Here is a 17,993-nt window from a genome sequence, read left to right as displayed (position 1 = left end):
GGGCCCCCGCGGCGGCGGGGGCCCTTCCGCGTGTTCAGACCTGTTGCCACGCCGTGAGCGCCAGTCCCGGCTCGTCCTTGCGCCGGGCCAGCAGGAGCTGCCCGGTCGACGGGGACAGCGTCGCCGCCACCACGCGGCCGTCCGCGTCCTCGGCCAGGGCCACCAGGGCGTCGACGGGCAGGCGCGGGCCCGACTCCGTCCACCAGGCGCCCGCCGACTCCAGCTCCGTGGGATAGGCGGCGAAGGCCACCCGGCCGCTCGCCGAGCGCTGTGCGAGCAGGGTGCAGTCGTGGCCGTCGAGTTCGCAGCGGATCGCCGCGACCGGGCCGGGGCCCGCCGCGGGCATCAGGACCGCCGGTTCGCCGCCGGGGCGCCAGGCGCACAGGTCCCCCGAGGTGTCCGTGAAGAACACCGTCGTGCTCCCGGGTGAGGTCGCGAGGGCGCGCAGGGTGCCGGGGCGGACCGGGGCCTTCAGGCGCTGCTGCATGACCGGCCGGGCGCCCGGCTCCTCCTGGCGCCAGCGCAGCATGCCGTCGGGGACGGCCGCGTACACCTCGACCAGGCCGGACTTCCCGGTCACCGCCGCCAGGCCGTCCTGGACCTTGCTGCCCCGCAGGTCGAGCCAGGGCTCCCAGCCGCCCTTCTCCTTCTGGGCGAGGTGGTGCACTCCGGCGCCGTTGTTGCGGACGAACACATGGGCGCGGCCCTGGGCGTCCACGGTGACGGCCGGGGTGCCCGTCCGGTCGCCCTTCTTCTTCGGGTGACCGACCGGGTTCCAGTCCAGGGCCGCGAGCAGCGGGCGGAAGTGCGTGGAGTGGACCAGGCCCGACTCGCCCTCCGCCGTGGGCCGCCAGGCCACCAGGTGGGCATAGCCGTCGCCGCCCTGGCCGATCCCGGCCGAGGGGTGCAGCGGCTGATCGCCGCCCAGCCGCTGGGGCGCGGTCCAGGAGCCGCCGGGGACGTGCTCGGCCCGCCACACCACGGCGTCACCGGAGATCAGGTAGACACTGAGCCGGCCGTCTCGGCCGCGCAGGAACCAGTCGCCGTTCACCGCTTCACCCTATGCGGTGACCTTCGGGGCGCCCCCGCCGCCCTGGTGACCGGCTGAGACCCTTATCGGTATGACGGACACCACCGGCGCGCCCGACGCGGCGAGCGCACCCCCTCCCGTGCCGCTCCTCATCATCGACGGCGCCAACGTCGTCGGCTCCGTGCCCGACGGCTGGTGGCGCGACCGCCGCGCCGCCGCCGTCCGCCTGCGCGACCGGCTGGTGCCGTACGCGCGCTCCGGCGTGGCCGGTCTGTCCGGGCCCGTGGAGCTGGTCCTCGTGGTCGAGGGCGCGGCCCGGGGCGTGGCCTCCGTGCCCGGGGTACGGGTCGACGAGGCGCCCGGCAGCGGCGACGACCGGATCGTGGAACTCACGGCGACCGCGGGCGACCGCCCCTGTCTGGTCGTGACGGCCGACCGCGAGCTGCGCCGCAGGGTGACCGAACGGGGCGCGGCGGTCACCGGCCCGCGCGCGGTGCTGGACTGAGGTACCGCAGGCCTAGGGGGTGTTCCCGGCGGGTGGCCCCGGGACGTCCCCGGCCGGGCTCTGCTCGCGCAGGGCCAGCCGGCTGTGGGTGCGGCCGTAGAAGAAGTAGACGACGAAGCCGATCACCATCCAGATGGCGAACCGCAGCCAGGTCTCGGCGGGCAGGTTGAGCATCAGCCACAGCGAGGCGCACACCGACAGGACCGGGACGACCGGGACCCACGGGGTGCGGAAGGCACGGGGCAGGTCGGGGCGGGTGCGGCGCAGGATCACCACGCTGATCGCGACGACGACGAACGCGAAGAGCGTGCCGATGTTCACCAGCTCGGCCAGCTCGGCCAGGCTGGTGAAGCCGGCGACGATCGCGATGATCACGCCGAGCAGGATGGTCGGCCGGTGCGGGGTCCGAAAGCGCGGGTGGACGTGCGAGAAGAAGCGCGGCAGCAGTCCGTCGCGGCTCATCGCGAAGAAGACGCGCGTCTGGCCGAGGAGCAGGATCATGCAGACCGTGGTCAGTCCGACGGCCGCGCCGAAGCTGATCACGCCCGCGTACCAGGGATGCCCGATGGCCTTGAAGGCGTCGGCGAGCGGGGCCTCCACGGACAGTCTGGAGTACTTCTCCATGCCGGTGACGACGATGGACACGGCCACGTACAGCACGGTGCAGATGAACAGCGAGCCGAGGATGCCGCGGGGCATGTCGCGCTGCGGATTGCGGGTCTCCTCGGCGGCGGTGGCCACGATGTCGAAGCCGATGAAGGCGAAGAAGACGACGGAGGCGGCGGTGAAGATGCCCATCACACCGAAGTTGGCCGGCGCCCAGCCGAACATCAGCTGGATCAGCGGGGCCTTGAGATTGCCGCCCGCGGGCACCGGCTGGGACGGCGGGATGAACGGCTTGTAGTTCCCGCCCTTGATGAAGAAGGCACCGGCGACGATCACGATGAGCACGACGATCACCTTGATCGCGACGACGAGCGAGGTGATCCGGGCGGACAGTTTCATGCCGAGGACGAGGATGCCGGTGAGCACGAGCACCAGGGCGGCGGCGAGGATGTCGAAGCCGAAGCCGGCGGCGTTGTCCCGGCCGGCCAGGTAGTCCGGCAGGTGCCAGCCCGCGTTGTCGAGCAGCGAGCGGATGTAGCCGGACCAGCCGACGGCCACCACCGCCGTGCCGAGCGCGAACTCCAGGACCAGGTCCCAGCCGATGATCCAGGCGGGCAGCTCGCCGAGCGAGGCGTAGCTGAAGGTGTACGCCGAACCGGCCACGGGGACCGTGGACGCGAACTCGGCGTAGCAGAGTGCCGCGAGTCCGCACACCACGCCGGCCGCCACGAAGGCCAGGGACACCGCCGGGCCGGCGTTGTTCTTGGCGACCTGACCGGTGAGAACGAAAATGCCGGTGCCGATGATGACACCGACGCCGAAGACGGTCAGGTCGAGCGCGGAGAGGGACTTCCTGAGCGAGTGCTCCGGTTCCTCGGTGTCCTGGATGGACTGCTCGACGTTCTTCGTCCTGAACAGCGCGCTGCTCACGTGCCTACCTCCCACGCTTGTGGGTGTCCCGACCCGACCGGACACGGCCCGGCATGATCGGGAGGGTCGGGGAGCGTATGCCCCGGTAGGGGCAGGTTCACGCAAACGGGCCGGTTCCGCCACCGCAGGGGGGCGGAACCGGCCCGTGGGGGCGCGTTGCGGATCAGTCGCGCGCGGGCTCCACCGAGTCCACCTCGGCGGCCGTACGGTCGAACCGGCCGTCCAGCCTGGCGACCAGCCCGGTGACCTGGCGGGCGATGTCCGGGGCGGTCAGGCCGATCTCGGTGAGCACCTCGCCCCGGGAGGCGTGGTCCAGGAAGCGCGGCGGGATGCCGAAGTCGCGCAGCGGCACGTCCACGCCCGCGTCGCGCAGGGCCTGGGCGACCGCGGAGCCGACACCGCCGACGCGGCTGTTGTCCTCGACGGTGACGACGACCCGGTGGCGCTCGGCCAGCGGGGCCATCGCCTCGTCGACGGGCTTGACCCAGCGCGGGTCGACGACGGTGGTGGAGATGCCCTGCTTGTCGAGCAGGCCGGCGATCTCCAGGCACATCGGGGCGAGGGCGCCGACCGAGACCAGCAGCACGTCCGGCCGGCCGGTGCCGGGCTCGCGCAGCACGTCCATGCCGCCGACGCGGCCGACGGCCGGTACGGCGGGGCCGACGGCGCCCTTGGAGAAGCGCACCACGGTCGGCGCGTCCTCGACGGCGACGGCCTCGCGGAGCTGGGCGCGCACCTGCTCGGCGTCGCGCGGCGCGGCCAGGCGCAGTCCCGGCACGACCTGGAGGATCGACATGTCCCACATGCCGTTGTGGGAGGCGCCGTCCGTGCCCGTGACGCCGGCCCGGTCCAGTACGAAGGTCACGCCGCACTTGTGCAGGGCCACGTCCATGAGGACCTGGTCGAAGGCGCGGTTGAGGAAGGTGGCGTAGACGGCGAAGACCGGGTGCAGACCGGCGTAGGCGAGACCGGCGGCCGAGACGGCGCCGTGCTGCTCGGCGATGCCGACGTCGTAGATGCGGTCCGGGAAGGCGTCGGCGAACTTCTTCAGGCCGACCGGCTGGAGCATGGCCGCCGTGATGGCCACGATGTCGTCGCGCTCCTTGCCGAGCTCGACCATCTCGTCGCCGAACACGGAGGTCCAGTCGGCGCCCGAGGCCTTGACCGGCAGGCCGGTGTCGGGGTGGATCGGGCCGATGCCGTGGAAGCGGTCGGCCTCGTCCGCCAGGGCGGGCTGGTAGCCGCGGCCCTTCTCGGTCAGGCAGTGCACGATCACCGGGCCGCCGAACCGCTTGGCCCGCGCGAGGGCCGACTCCAGCGCCTCGATGTCGTGGCCGTCGATCGGGCCGACGTACTTCAGGCCGAGGTCCTCGAACATGCCCTGCGGGGCGATGAAGTCCTTCAGGCCCTTCTTGGCGCCGTGGAGGGTCTCGTAGAGCGGCCTGCCGACGACGGGCGTGCGCTCCAGGATGTCCTTCCCACGGGCCAGGAAGCGCTCGTACCCGTCGGTCGTGCGCAGCGTGGCCAGGTGGTTGGCGAGACCGCCGATCGTGGGGGCGTAGGACCGCTCGTTGTCGTTGACGACGATGACGAGCGGGCGGTCCTTGGCGTCGGCGATGTTGTTCAGCGCCTCCCAGGCCATGCCGCCGGTGAGGGCGCCGTCACCGATGACGGCCACGACGTGGCTGTCCCGCTTCGTGAGCTGGTTGGCCTTGGCGATGCCGTCGGCCCAGCCGAGGACCGTGGAGGCGTGGCTGTTCTCGATGACGTCGTGCTCGGACTCGGCCTGCGAGGGGTAGCCGGACAGGCCGCCCTTCTTCTTCAGCTGGGAGAAGTCCTGCCGGCCGGTGAGCAGCTTGTGCACGTAGGACTGGTGGCCGGTGTCCCAGAGCACCTTGTCCTTCGGCGAGTCGAAGACGCGGTGGAGGGCGATGGTGAGCTCGACGACGCCCAGGTTGGGGCCGAGGTGGCCGCCGGTCTTGGAGACCGCGTCGACGAGGAAGGTCCGGATCTCCCCGGCCAGCTGGTCCAGCTCCTCCAGGCTGAGCCGGTCCAGATCGCGCGGTCCCCTGATGCGGGTCAGCAGCGGCACCCGTGCCTCCTTGCGTTGAGCTGATCGAGCTTGCCGGGCTCGCCCGAGTCTAATGTTTGGGCTTTGCAGGACATGACAGCGCCCGGCACCTTTCGGGCACCGGGCAACTGTTCCTACCCCTCGTTGCGCGCGACGTTACGCGCGACCGGCGGTCTTCTGCGTCTTCCGGGTGATCGAGTCGATCACGACGGTGGTGAGCAGGACCGCGGCGGTGATCATGTACTTCACCGGCTCCGCGATGGACTCCAGCTGGAGCCCGTACTGGATCGAGACGATCACCAGCACACCGAGCAGCGCGTTCCAGGTGCGGCCCCGGCCGCCGAAGAGCGACGTACCGCCGATGACGGCCGCGGCGATCGCGTTCATCAGCAGGTCACCGGTGCCGGCGCTCTGGTTGGCCGACGCGATCTTCGAGGCCAGGAAGAGGCCGCCGATCGCGGCGAAGCCGCCGGAGATGGCGAAGACGGAGATCCGCACCGCGGTGACGTTGATGCCCGCACGCCGGGACGCCTCGACGCTGCCGCCGAGCGCGAAGATCTTGCGGCCGTACGGCGTGCGGCGCAGCACGAAGTCGGTGCCGATCAGGAAGGCGAGGAAGATCACCGTGGCCAGCGGCAGGCCCTTGTACTGGTTGTACATGTACGCCGCGGCGAAGGAGATCACGGCCAGCAGCACCGTGCGCAGGACCGTGTCGCTGAGCGGCCGGGACGGCACGCCCGCGGCCTCCCGGCGCCGGTTGCCCAGGAACGAGGTGAGGAAGAACACCGCGACCACGACGACGGCGAGCCCGTAGGCGGCGGCCACGTCCGAGAAGTAGTACGTGGTGAGCTTGCCGACCAGGCCGTTGGGGTCGAGGTTGATCGTGCCGTCGGCGCCCAGCACCTTCAGCATGAAGCCCAGCCAGAACAGCAGGCCGGCCAGCGTGACGGCAAAGGCGGGGGCACCGAGCACGGCGAAGAAGAAGCCGTGCAGCGCGCCGATGGCGATGCCCGCGCCGATGGCGATGAGCACGGCCGTCCACTCGGGCCAGCCCTGGTTGACCGCGAGGACACCGGCGAGGGCGCTGGCCGCGCCGCTGACGGAGCCGACGGACAGGTCGATCTCGCCGAGCAGCAGCACGAAGACGATGCCGACCGAGATCATGCCCGTGCCGACCATCGTGATCGTGATGTCGTTGATGTTCTGCGCGGACAGGAAGTTCGAGTTCAGGACCTGGAAGATGACGCAGATGATCGCGAGGCCGAGGATGACCGGGACGGAGCCCAGCTCACCGGCCTTCATCTTGCGCTTGAACTCGTGCCAGTAGCCGACCAGGCCCTCCTGCTGGACCAGCAGGCGCGGGTCGACCGCGGTGACCGCGGCGGCCGCGGCCTCGGGGTTCTCCACGGCGGGCGCGTCCTGCGCCGGGGCCTCGTCGGCGCTCGCGGAGGTCTTGTCGATGCTCACTTGGAAACCTCCCCGTTCGTGCGCGCCGCACGGCGGGTCACGGCGTTGTCGGTGGCGCCGGTGATGGCGGAGATGATCTCCTCCTGCGAGGTCGTCTTGACCTCGAAGACGCCGTTGTTGCGGCCGAGGCGCAGGACGGCGACCTTGTCGGCCACCGCCTTCACGTCCGCCATGTTGTGGCTGATGAGGATGACGGCGTGGCCGCGCTCGCGCAGGCGCTCGACCAGGTCGAGGACCTGGGCGGTCTGCTCGACGCCGAGGGCGGCGGTCGGCTCGTCGAGGATGACCAGCTTGGGCTCGCCGAGCATCGAGCGGGCGATGGCCACGGTCTGGCGCTGGCCGCCGGAGAGCGAGGCGATCGGGATACGGACGCTGGGGATGCGGATCGACAGCGTGGTGAGCAGCTCGCGGGAGCGGCGCTCCATCTCGACCTCGTCCAGGACGCCCCACTTCCTCAGCTCACGGCCGAGGAAGAGGTTGCCGACGACGTCGATGTTGTCGCACAGCGCGAGGTCCTGGTAGACCGTCGCGATGCCCAGTGCCTGGGCATCGTGCGGTCGGGTGATGGTGACGGGCTTGCCGTCCCACTCGATGGCACCCTCGTCGATCGGGTGCACGCCGGCGATCGTCTTGACCAGCGTGGACTTTCCGGCACCGTTGTCGCCCACCAGGGCGACCACCTCACCGGCGTGGACCTCAAGCTCTACGTCGGTGAGCGCCTGAACGGCACCGAACCGCTTGGAGATCCCGCGCAACGCCAGCACGGGCGTAGCGGACACGTGAACCATCTCCTTCGCCGCCTGACCCGGCGGGAGGTTGTGCAGAAATCTGGGTGGGTGGGTTGGGGGAAACCCTGGGGGAGTTCCGTCCGGCGCCCCGCGCCGAGCTTGCGGGGCTGTGTGATCGCGGGGCGCCGGAGGAGTCCTGGGGGCGTCCAGTCGGCTTCCCTACGGGGCATTCAAGGACGAACACCCGTGTACGGGAAGGGACTTGGCGCCGGTTACTTGAGGCCGAGCTTGTCGCAGGCCGCCTTGTAGTCGGCGGTGCAGATGTCGGAGACGGTGTAGTAGCCCTGCTTGATGACCGTGTCCTTGATGTTGTCCTGGGTCAGCGAGACGACCGGGACGAGCACGGACGGGACGTCCTTCTGGGAGGTGCTGGAGACCTTGTCCTTGGCGATGGAGTCCAGCGGCTTGCCCTGGGCGAGCGCGACGGCCATCTCCGCGGCGACGTTCGCCTCCTGCGGGTAGGACTTGAAGACGCTCATGTACTGCGTACCGGCGACGATGCGCTGCACACCGGCGAGCTCGGCGTCCTGGCCCGTGACCGGGACCTTGATGCCGGCGCCGCTGAGGGCGGTGATGATACCGCCGGCCATGCCGTCGTTGGCGGAGTAGACACCCGCGATGTTGCCCTTGCCGACCGCGGAGATCGCCGCCTCCATCTCGGAGTTGGCGTTGTCCGGCGACCACTCCTTGGTGTCGAACTCCTTGGCGACCGTGACCTTGCCGTCGAGCACCTCGTGGGCGCCCTTCTTGAACTGGGCGGCGTTCGGGTCGGTGACCGAGCCGTTGACCATCACGATCTTGGAGGACTTGGTGGCCTTGCTGCCCAGCGCCTTCAGCAGGGCCTGGCCCTGGGTCTTGCCGACCTCCTCGTTGTCGAAGGAGGTGTAGGCGCTGATCGGGCCCTCGGCGAGGCGGTCGTAGGCGACGACCTTGATGCCGGCGTCCACGGCCTTCTGCACGGAGTTCTGGATGGCCTTGGCGTCGACCGCGTCCACGATCAGGACGTCCACCTTGTTGGTGATCATGGTGTCGACCTGCTGCGCCTGCAGGTTCGCGTCCTGGCGGGCGTTGTTGTAGTCGATCGTGGCCTTGCCGTTCGTCAGCTCCTTGATCTTCTTCTCGATCAGCGGCTTGTCGAACTTCTCGTAACGCGCGGTCTTGTTCTCCGGAAGGAGGAGGCCGACCTTGATGTTGTCGCCCTTCTTGGCGGAGGACGACGAGGAGGAAGAGCTGCCGCCCTTCGACTCCTTGGCACTGCCACAGGCGGCCAGCGTGACGGCCATCGTACCGGCGGCAACGACAACGGCGGCACGACGCATACGTGCGTTCACTTGAAAACCTCCCTGACGAGGCCGCGTCGTTGCGGCCGAGGTGGCTGGAAGTCAACTCGGCCGCAGGTTCGACGTCAAGAAGTAAATCCTTAACGAGATGGCAACGGTGCCATCCGTTATCTAAGTGAAGGCAGGGGCCGCCACGGACAGGACCCCGGCGACATTGCCCGACAAAAGGGATGAATCACCCATCTCGCTGAGGGCCAGGGCGAGCGCCCCGAGCACCTCCGCACGACCGCCAAGTGCCCCGGGGAGGACGGACAGTTGGCGTGCCGCACTGGGGATGGCGTAACGGCCGACGGACTCCCTGATCGGCCCGAGCACCAGCTCACCGGCCTCGGCGAGATCACCGCCGAGGACCACCCTGCTCGGGTTCAGCAGATTGCAGAGATTGGCCACTCCACTGCCGATGTGGCGGCCGACGTCGGCGATCACCCGACGGCAGCCCGGGTCACCTTCCCTGGCCAGCCGTACGACGCCCTCAAGCGTGAGGTCGGGGCCGTGGCTGGGCTGGAGCAGCGGGAGCACGTAGCGCGCGGCCGCGAAGGTCTCCAGACAGCCACGGTTGCCGCAGCGGCAGACCGGGCCGGATTCATCGAGTGTAATATGCCCGATTTCTCCGGCGGTGCCGCCCGGGCCGCGATAGATCTTCCCGTCGATCACCAGACCGGCGCCGACACCGCTCGCGACCTTGATGTACGCGAGGTCGCGCACACCTTTCCCGCTGCCCCAGACCAGCTCGCCGAGGGCGCCGAGGTTGGCGTCGTTGTCCACGTGCACGGGCACGCCGAGCCGCTCGCGCAGCTCCTCGGCGGGCTTGGTGCCGCCCCAGCCCGGCAGGATCGAGGTGGAGCCCAGCGTCCCCGACTCGACGTCGATCGGGCCCGGCACGCCGAGGCCCACCCCGGCCACCTTGGACCGGTTCACCCCGGTGGCCTCGATCAGCCTGCTGACCAGCTGTTCCGCCCGGTCGAAGCCCTGTGCGGCGGACGCGTCCACATCCAGCGGCTCGGACTCCTCGGCCAGCACCTGATGGGCGAGGTTGCCGATCGCGACCCGCAGGTGGGTGTGCCCGAAGTCGACACCGATCACGATGCCGGCGTCCCCGCTCAGGCTGACGCTGCGGGCCCGGCGGCCGCCCGCGGACGTGGGCGTGACCTCGACGGTTCCGCCGTCCTTCAACTCCCGCACGATGTTGGAGACGGTCGCGGCGGACAGACCGGTCGTCCGCGCGATCTCCGCCTGCGTGAGGGACCCTGCCAGGCGTACGGCCCGGACGACCCGCTCCAGGTTGGCTCGGTGCAGCGACGACTGCGACCCTGGAGTCTCCACGACGACCTCCTGAGCGCGGGACCGCTTCGGCGAGGCCCCGCGTATGTCCAACTAGTGAACTCTAAGCTGAGCCGTTCGGGGCGACTCACGTCAAGAGGTTGAACCGTATCCGGGAGTCTCGGAGACACAGCGCACACAGCGGCGCACGCCGCCCCGAGAGCGGGACGGCGTGCGCACGGACGGTCGCGACGGGTGACCTCCGTCGGACTCCGGGGGCTACTTGAGCGCCCCCGCGGTCAGGCCCTGGACGACCTGGCGCTGGAAGACGATGTACGCCCCGAGCACCGGCAGCATGGCCATGACCAGGCCCGCGAAGAGGCCGGACCAGTCGCCCTTGTAGCCCTGGCTGACCGCCAGCTGGACCAGGCCCTGGGTGAGGACCTTCTTGTCGGGGTCGGTGTTGAGGACCGTGGGCAGCATGTACTGGTTCCACTGGCCCAGGAAGTTGAAGATGCCGACGCTGATCAGGCCGGGCCTGGCCATGGGCAGCATGATCTGGAAGAACGTACGCGTGTGCGAAGCACCGTCCACGAACGCCGCCTCCGCCACCGAGGTCGGCAGGGTGCGGAAGAACGCCGTCAGGAAGAAGACGGTGAACGGCAGCGAGTACGCGATGTAGACCAGGATCAGGCCGTGGATCGTGTTCAGCAGGCCCATGTTGTTCACGACGTAGAACAGCGGGACCAGCGCGAGCATGATCGGGAAGCTCATGCCGCCGACGAACAGGTAGTAGATGAAGCGGTTGCCCGGGAAGTCGAAGCGGGCGAGGACGTAGGCCGCCATGGAGCCGAGGACCAGGGTGCCGATGAGCGAACCGCCGACCACCAGGACGGTGTTGAGGAAGTAGTCGCCCATGTTGGCGTCGGTCCAGGCCCGCGCCCAGTTGTCGAAGTGCAGGTGGTCCGGCAGCGACCAGGGCGAGGAGAAGATGGAGCTGTCGGACTTGAAGGACGTCATCACCGCCCACAGCAGCGGCGTGACCACCATGATCGCCCAGATGATCAGGACGCCGTGGGAGAAGACGTTGAGGACACCGCCCTCCTTCTTCTTCCCGGCGGGCCCCGGGACCGGTACGTCGATCTTGGAGACGGTCGCGCCGGACTCGGCCGGCAGCGGTGCGGGGGTCTCGGTCGTCTTCATCGCTTCTCAGAACTCCAGCCGCTCGCGACGGCCCAGCCGCATCACGATCGCCGCGAAGGCGAGGGTGACGACGAGCAGGGCGACGCCGATCGTGGTGGCGTAGGCGGCCTGACCGTCCCGGAACGCCTTCTGGTACACGTACAGGACCAGCACCGTGGTCGAGTAGTCGGGCCCGCCCGGTCCGGTCGTCATGATCTGTACGACCGCGAACGACTCGGCGCCGAGCGCGAGGATGCCCATGTAGACCCAGCCGGACTGCACGGTGTCCCACAGCAGCGGCAGGGTGATCCGGAAGAAGGTGGCGGCCCGGCCGGCGCCGTCGAGCAGCGCCGACTCGTACAGCTCGGTGGGGATCGAGGCCATGCCCGCCGAGAACAGGACCACGAAGAAGCCGACCGTGGACCAGACGAGCACGGCCATCACGCACCACAGCGCGAGGCTCGGATCGCCCAGCCACAGCGGCTGGACGCTGCCGAGGCCGATGCCCCGCAGTATCGAGTTGATCGCGCCGCTGTCCGGGTTGTACGCGAAGGCGAACAGCAACGCGACGATCGCGATGGACAGCACCTGCGGGAAGAAATAGACGATTTTGTAGAAGGACGAGCCCCGCACCCCGGAGATCGCGGGGCCGCCCTTCCTCCGCCGTCCGCCCACATTGATCATGAAGGCGAAGAACAGCGCCAGACTGATCGTCACCAGTGGCAGCACCAGGGCGAACAGCAGACTGTGCTCCAGCGACTTCCAGAAGATGTCGTCGTGGACCATCCTCGTGTAGTTGTCGAAGCCGACCATCTTGAATTCGGGGCTCAGGCCGGTCCAGTCCGTGAACGAATAGTAGATGGACTGGATGAACGGCCAGACCACGAAGAGCGCGTACAGTCCCAGGGGCAATGCCAGAAACCCCACGATGAACCGGTACTTGCCGTGCTGCATCGCCACTCCGGTGCGGTCAGGGTGCTGTTTACTGGTGCTTGTAGTGCTTGATGGTGGTGTCCTTGGCCGCTTCGTCGGCGAATCCCTGGATCTTCTTGATGGCCTCGGCCGGGGTGAGCCGGCCGGCCATCATCTCACCGAGGCCGGACACCCCGATCTTCTCCTTCTGGAGCTGCACGTACCAGTCCTGAAGGCGCGGATTCACCACGTTGGATCCGGCCAGCTGAAGCGCCGCGACACCCGACGTGAGGCCCGGGGTGAGCGTGATGCCGGTGGTGCCGCCGTTGTAGGCCGTCAGCGACTTCACCTTGCTGGTGAAGTTCTTCGACGACGCCTCGGAGAGCATGATGCGCAGCTGCTCCATGCCGCCCTCGGGGTTCGCCGCCTTGGCCGGCACGATGAACGGCTCACCGCCGGAGGCCCAGATGGTGCCGAACGGCAGCTTGTCGCTGCTGTCGATGCCGGAGGGCGCGGAGACGGCCAGGTTGAAGTCCTTCGGGATGACGTTCGCCGACTCGTTCTCCACCCAGGAGCCGTTCGGGATGAAGAGCGCCTCGCCCTTGGCCCAGGCGGTCTGCGACTGGATGTGGTCCAGGCCCGGGGTGCCCTTGAGGATGTACCCCTTCTTGTACAGCTCGTAGTACGCCTCGAAACAGGCCTTGACGGCCGGGTGCTTCCAGGCGTTCGGCTCCAGGTTGTCGATGGCGTCGAGCACCTCGCGCCCGCCGACCTTGCCGATCATCGGGTAGAGCGAGAAGGGGAGGTAGTACGGGTACTTGCCCGCGTACGTCCAGCCCGCCATGCCCTTCTTCTTGGCCTTCTCGCAGACCGCGAGCATCTCGTCCCAGGTCTTCGGGTACTCCGCCCCGAGCGAGTCCAGCGCCTTCTGCGAGTACCAGACGCCGTACACGGTGTAGGCGTAGTAGAAGATCCACACCGGGTTGCCGTCGAACTGGCCCATCTCCACGATGCCGGGGCGCAGCGTGTCGCGGACCTTCTTGCCCGGGTCGTCGTACGACGGCGCGTCCAGCAGCGGGGTGAGGTCGGCGAGCTGGTTCTTGCCGACGAGGACGCCCATGTCCATCTGCTCGGCGCCGGAGTTGTCGATGAGGTCCGGCGGGTTGCCCTGGTTGAAGCGGGGCTGGAGCGTGGACTGGATCTTCTGGGTGGCGGAGAACTTCACCTGCGCCTTGGGGAAGTCCTGCTGATAGATCTTCACCGCGTCCTGGGCGTACTCCTTGCCGAAGCCGCCGTCGAAGAGGACGAATTCCATCTGGGCGCTGTCGTTGACGCCCAGCGGGTTCTTGGCGGTCTTCTTCCCGGCCTTGTCCTTCTTCTGGCCGCCTCCGCCGCTGCTCGCACAGGCGGACAGCAGTCCCATACCCGGGGCCGCGACCAGGCCGAGCGCGGCGGACCGCTTGATCAGATCGCGCCGGCCGACGCCTTCGGCACTGTTGTTCGAGGTGGATCCCATGCTCAAGTCCTCGCCTTCTCCAGGACTCAGGCGGTGAACCGGATCCTCCCCGGCACCGCTGTCGGGTCAAGCTGGGTGGTGCAGGGTCACGCTGGAAGTGCCGACAGGTATAGTCCACTTCCCGCCACGGTAGCAAGATCGAATGCACGGTTCACCAAGGGTCTTTTCCGAGTTGAGACCTCGCGGAAATACCGGCCTCCGTCGCACCGGTGGCGGAAAAACTCGCGGCATAAGTCCCTGAATGCCACACCCAACACCCTTGACACCACCGGCCACTTGACGCCCTACTGGTTCCTACGCCCGGAGCTTGACAACGTTGTCCGACACAGGGCGCAGGAGGGGAATCCGTAGATGCAGCGGAGAACTCGGCACAGATGGGGTCCGGCGGCCGTCCTCACGGCCGCCTTTGTCATGGCCGTCGGCGCACAGGGCGCGGCGGTCGCCCTGCCCGCCAGGGCCCCGGCCGCCGGCGGCGAGTTCGCGTCCTCGTTCGAGGCGGGAGACCCGGCACCCGACTGGATCGACACCGTGGACACCGCGCCCGACGGCGGCAAGCGCGCCTCGGGCGTCGACGGCGGCTACAGCACCGGCATCCCGGGCAATGTGACGGACCATGTCACCGGCGTCCGGGCGAGCGGCGAGAACACGGGCGCCGGCGAGGTGAAGGAGAACCTGGTCGACGGCGACCCCGGGACCAAGTGGCTGACGTTCCAGCCCACCGGCTGGGCGGAGTTCGACCTCGACAGGCCCGTCAGGCTGGTGACGTACGCGCTCACCTCGGCCAACGATCACGCCGAGCGCGACCCGAGGGACTGGACGCTCCTCGGCTCCACGGACGGCAAGGACTGGAAGAGCGTCGACACCCGCTCCGGCGAGACCTTCTCCGAGCGGTTCCAGACCAGGTCGTACGACCTGGCCCAGCCGGCCGAGTACCAGCACTTCCGGCTGGAGATCACGAAGAACGGCGGCGCCCCCGACATCCTCCAGCTCGCCGACGTCCAGTTCTCCACCGGCGGCACCGGGGGCCCCGTCCCCGAGGACATGCAGACCGTGGTCGACCACGGCCCGACCGCCTCGCCGACGGCCAAGGCACGCGCCGGGTTCACCGGAAAGAGGGCACTGCGCTACGCCGGGCGGCACACGACGCCGGGCCGCGCGTACTCGTACAACAAGGTCTTCGGCGTGCATGTGAAGGTCGGCGCCGACACCCAGCTGTCGTACCGGATCTTCCCGTCGATGGCGGACGGCGACCGGGACTACGACGCCACGAACGTCTCCCTGGACCTGGCCTTCACCGACGGGACGTACCTGAGCGACCTGGGCGCCCTCGACCAGCACGGGTTCCCGCTGTCGCCGCGCGGGCAGGGCACCTCGAAGGCGCTGTACGTCAACCAGTGGAACGACGTGCTCTCGCGGATCGGCTCGGTCGCGGCCGGCAAGACGGTCGACCGGATCCTCGTCGGGTACGACTCCCCCGCCGGGCCCGCGAAGTTCCGGGGCTGGATCGACGACGTGGCGCTGAGACCGGTGGCACCCGAGAAGCCGCGGGCGCATCTGTCGGACTACGCGCTGACCACCCGCGGCACCAACTCCAGCGGCAGCTTCTCGCGCGGCAACGACTTCCCCGCGACCGCGCTGCCGCACGGCTTCAACTTCTGGACGCCGGTGACGAACGCGTCCTCGCTGAGCTGGCTGTACGAGTACGCGCGCGCGAACAACGACGACAACCTGCCGACGATCCAGGCGTTCAGCGCGAGCCATGAGCCGAGCCCGTGGATGGGCGACCGGCAGACCTTCCAGCTGATGCCGTCGGCCGCGTCCGGCACCCCGGACACCGGGCGCGAGGCACGCCAACTGCCGTTCCGGCACGAGAACGAGACCGCGCGGCCGTACTACTACGGGGTCCGCTTCGAGAACGGCCTCAAGGCCGAGATGACCCCGACCGACCACGCGGCGGTGCTGCGCTTCACCTACCCCGGCGACGACGCGAGCGTGCTCTTCGACAACGTCACCGAGCAGGCGGGGCTGACCCTCGACAAGGAGCACGGGACCGTCACCGGCTACTCGGACGTGAAGTCCGGCCTGTCGACGGGGGCGACCCGGCTGTTCGTGTACGGCACGTTCGACAAGCCGGTGACGGACGGCGGTTCGAGCGGGGTGAAGGGCTATCTGCGGTTCGCCGCGGGCGCGGACCACACGGTCACCCTGCGCCTGGCGACCTCGCTGATCGGCGTCGACCAGGCCAAGGACAACCTGCGCCAGGAGATCCCCGACGGCACCTCCTTCGACGCCGTGAAGGACCGGGCCCAGCGCGCCTGGGACAGGCTGCTCGGCAAGGTCGAGGTGCGCGGGGCGACCCCGGACCAGCTGACCACGCTGTACTCCAGCATGTACCGGCTGTACCTGTACCCGAACTCGGGCTTCGAGAAGGTGAACGGGAAGGACCAGTACGCGTCCCCCTTCTCCCCCATGCCGAGCCAGGACACCCCGACGCACACCGGCGCGAAGATCGTCGACGGCCAGGTGTACGTCAACAACGGCTTCTGGGACACCTATCGGACCACGTGGCCGGCGTACTCGTTCCTGACGCCCACTCAGGCGGGCGCGATGATCGACGGGTTCGTGCAGCAGTACAAGGACGGCGGCTGGACCTCCCGCTGGTCCTCGCCCGGCTACGCCGACCTGATGACCGGCACCTCCTCGGACGTGGCGTTCGCCGACGCCTACGTCAAGGGGGTGCGCTTCGACGCGAAGGCGGCGTACCAGGCGGCCCTGAAGAACGCGACCGTCGTCCCGCCGATGTCGGGCGTGGGCCGCAAGGGCATGGCCACCTCGCCGTTCCTCGGCTACACCAGCACCTCCACCACCGAGGGCCTGTCGTGGGCGATGGAGGGGTACATCAACGACTACGGCATCGCGCGGATGGGCGAGGCGCTGTACAGGAAGACGGGCGAGAAGCACTACAAGGACGAGTCGGAGTACTTCCTCAACCGCGCCCGCGACTACGTGAACCTGTTCGACCCGGAGGTCGGCTTCTTCCAGGGCCGGGACGACCAGGGGAACCGGCGGCTGGACCCGTCGGCGTACGACCCTCGCGTGTGGGGCTACGACTACACGGAGACCAACGGCTGGGGCGACGCCTTCACCGTCCCGCAGGACACCCGGGGGCTGGCCGACCTGTACGGCGGCCGGCAGGCGCTCGCCCACAAGCTGGACACGTTCTTCGCCACCCCGGAGACGGCCTCCCCGGACTTCGTCGGCTCCTACGGCGGTGTCATCCACGAGATGACCGAGGCGCGCGACGTCCGCATGGGCATGCTCGGGCAGTCCAACCAGCCCGCGCACCACATCCCGTACCTGTACGACGCGGCCGGGCAGCCCTGGAAGACCCAGGCGGCGGTCCGCGAGATCCTCTCCCGGCTCTACCTCGGCAGCGAGATCGGGCAGGGCTACCACGGCGACGAGGACAACGGCGAGCAGTCGGGCTGGTACCTCTTCTCGGCGCTCGGCTTCTACCCCCTGGTGCCCGGCAGCGGTGACTACTCCATCGGCTCCCCGCTGTTCAAGCAGGTCACCGTGCACCTGGAGAACGGCCGGGACCTGGTGATCAAGGCCCCGGCGAACAGCGCGAAGAACGTCTACGTCCAGGGCGTGACCTTCGACGGCCGCCCCTGGAACTCCACTTCGCTCCCCCACTCGCTGCTCTCGAAGGGCGGCGAGCTGACGTTCGCCATGGGCGCCCGTCCCTCGGCGTGGGGCACGGGCAGGAACGCGGGGCCGGTCTCCCTGACCCAGGACGACAAGGTGCCGGTGCCCCGGGCGGACGTGCTGAAGGGCGACGGGCCGCTGTTCGACAACACGTCGGCGACCGAGGCCACGGTCACCTCGGTGGACCTCCCGGTCGACCACGCGGTCAGGGCCGTCCAATACACCCTGACGTCCCCGGCCGACCACACCGGGGCACCGGCCGGCTGGACCCTCCAGGGCTCGGCGGACGGTTCCACGTGGAAGACGCTGGACCACCGCTCCGCCGAGGCGTTCCCCTGGGACCGCCAGACGCGGGCGTTCACCATCGCGACGCCGGGCACGTACGCGAAGTACCGGCTGGTGCTGGACCGTGCATCGACGCTGGCGGAGGTGGAGCTGCTGGCCTGAGGCGGGGACGGCGCACACGCCTCAGAAACGGCACCGTGCGCCACCCGTACCACGGAGGACCGCGCGCGCCGGGGTCGGCGCGCGCGGGATCACCCGGTCGAGCTACCTCAAGCGGGTTGACGTCCTTCGCGGTCGGGCCGGTAGAGTCATGGTCAGGGGCAAGACAACGTTGTCGCCGCAAGCCGGCACCATCCGGGCGGACACACCCACCCCCCTCGCCCGCCCGGCTCG

12 protein-coding genes are annotated in these 17,993 nt (G+C 69.3%); 2 read left to right on the top strand and 10 right to left on the bottom strand.

What is annotated here, in order from left to right; genetic code table 11:
* Positions 1–34: 34 nt before the first annotated feature.
* Positions 35–1,051: a DUF8189 domain-containing protein gene (locus AC4OXY_RS35415; RefSeq protein ID WP_491991664.1), complete on the bottom strand. Its 1,017-nt coding sequence runs from the start codon at positions 1,049–1,051 to the stop codon at positions 35–37.
* Between the two features lie 70 nt (positions 1,052–1,121).
* On the opposite strand from AC4OXY_RS35415, the gene AC4OXY_RS35410 reads away from it, so the two are divergent.
* A complete protein-coding gene (locus AC4OXY_RS35410) occupies positions 1,122–1,535 on the top strand; it encodes an NYN domain-containing protein (protein WP_356021721.1) in 414 nt (137 codons plus the stop codon).
* Positions 1,536–1,547: 12 nt separating this feature from the next.
* Here the strand turns inward: AC4OXY_RS35410 and AC4OXY_RS35405 are convergent, their stop codons facing one another.
* From AC4OXY_RS35405 to ngcE, 9 genes are all read right to left on the bottom strand, one after another.
* Complete coding sequence (locus tag AC4OXY_RS35405) at positions 1,548–3,071, bottom strand: amino acid permease (RefSeq protein ID WP_356021719.1); 1,524 nt, start codon at positions 3,069–3,071, stop codon at positions 1,548–1,550.
* 163 nt (positions 3,072–3,234) lie between these two features.
* Entirely contained in the window at positions 3,235–5,163 is a 1,929-nt protein-coding gene (dxs, locus tag AC4OXY_RS35400; RefSeq protein WP_491991663.1) for a 1-deoxy-D-xylulose-5-phosphate synthase, read from the bottom strand.
* A 135-nt stretch (positions 5,164–5,298) separates the two neighbouring features.
* On the bottom strand, positions 5,299–6,609 hold the full coding sequence (locus tag AC4OXY_RS35395; RefSeq protein ID WP_362821576.1) for a sugar ABC transporter permease: 1,311 nt from the start codon (positions 6,607–6,609) through the stop codon (positions 5,299–5,301).
* Positions 6,606–7,397, bottom strand: a complete 792-nt coding sequence (locus tag AC4OXY_RS35390; RefSeq protein ID WP_356021713.1) for an ATP-binding cassette domain-containing protein — start codon at positions 7,395–7,397, stop codon at positions 6,606–6,608. The genes AC4OXY_RS35395 and AC4OXY_RS35390 overlap by 4 nt, the downstream gene beginning before the upstream one ends.
* 212 nt (positions 7,398–7,609) lie before the next feature.
* On the bottom strand, positions 7,610–8,716 hold the full coding sequence (locus tag AC4OXY_RS35385; protein WP_356021960.1) for a sugar ABC transporter substrate-binding protein: 1,107 nt from the start codon (positions 8,714–8,716) through the stop codon (positions 7,610–7,612).
* A 132-nt stretch (positions 8,717–8,848) separates the two neighbouring features.
* Positions 8,849–10,060, bottom strand: a complete 1,212-nt coding sequence (locus AC4OXY_RS35380) for an ROK family transcriptional regulator (RefSeq protein WP_356021711.1) — start codon at positions 10,058–10,060, stop codon at positions 8,849–8,851.
* Between the two features lie 216 nt (positions 10,061–10,276).
* Positions 10,277–11,200 carry a carbohydrate ABC transporter permease gene (locus tag AC4OXY_RS35375; RefSeq protein WP_362821577.1) on the bottom strand — a complete coding sequence of 308 codons (924 nt, stop codon included), beginning with the start codon at positions 11,198–11,200 and terminating at the stop codon, positions 10,277–10,279.
* Between the two features lie 6 nt (positions 11,201–11,206).
* The gene (locus AC4OXY_RS35370) at positions 11,207–12,133 is read right to left on the bottom strand and encodes a carbohydrate ABC transporter permease (protein WP_356021707.1); all 927 of its coding nucleotides are present in this window, start codon (positions 12,131–12,133) and stop codon (positions 11,207–11,209) included.
* A 28-nt stretch (positions 12,134–12,161) separates the two neighbouring features.
* Positions 12,162–13,607, bottom strand: coding sequence for an N-acetylglucosamine/diacetylchitobiose ABC transporter substrate-binding protein (ngcE, locus tag AC4OXY_RS35365; RefSeq protein WP_356021705.1), 1,446 nt, complete (start codon positions 13,605–13,607; stop codon positions 12,162–12,164).
* A gap of 351 nt (positions 13,608–13,958) precedes the next feature.
* Between ngcE and AC4OXY_RS35360 the strand changes: the two genes are divergently transcribed.
* Positions 13,959–17,762 (top strand): GH92 family glycosyl hydrolase, encoded by a 3,804-nt coding sequence (locus tag AC4OXY_RS35360; RefSeq protein WP_491991662.1) that lies wholly within the window; start codon positions 13,959–13,961, stop codon positions 17,760–17,762.
* Positions 17,763–17,993: the final 231 nt, after the last annotated feature.

It is taken from the genome of Streptomyces sp. HUAS MG56 (assembly GCF_058673395.1).
Note: the sequence above shows the minus strand (reverse complement) of the source record. Positions and strands in the feature narration are given on the sequence as shown.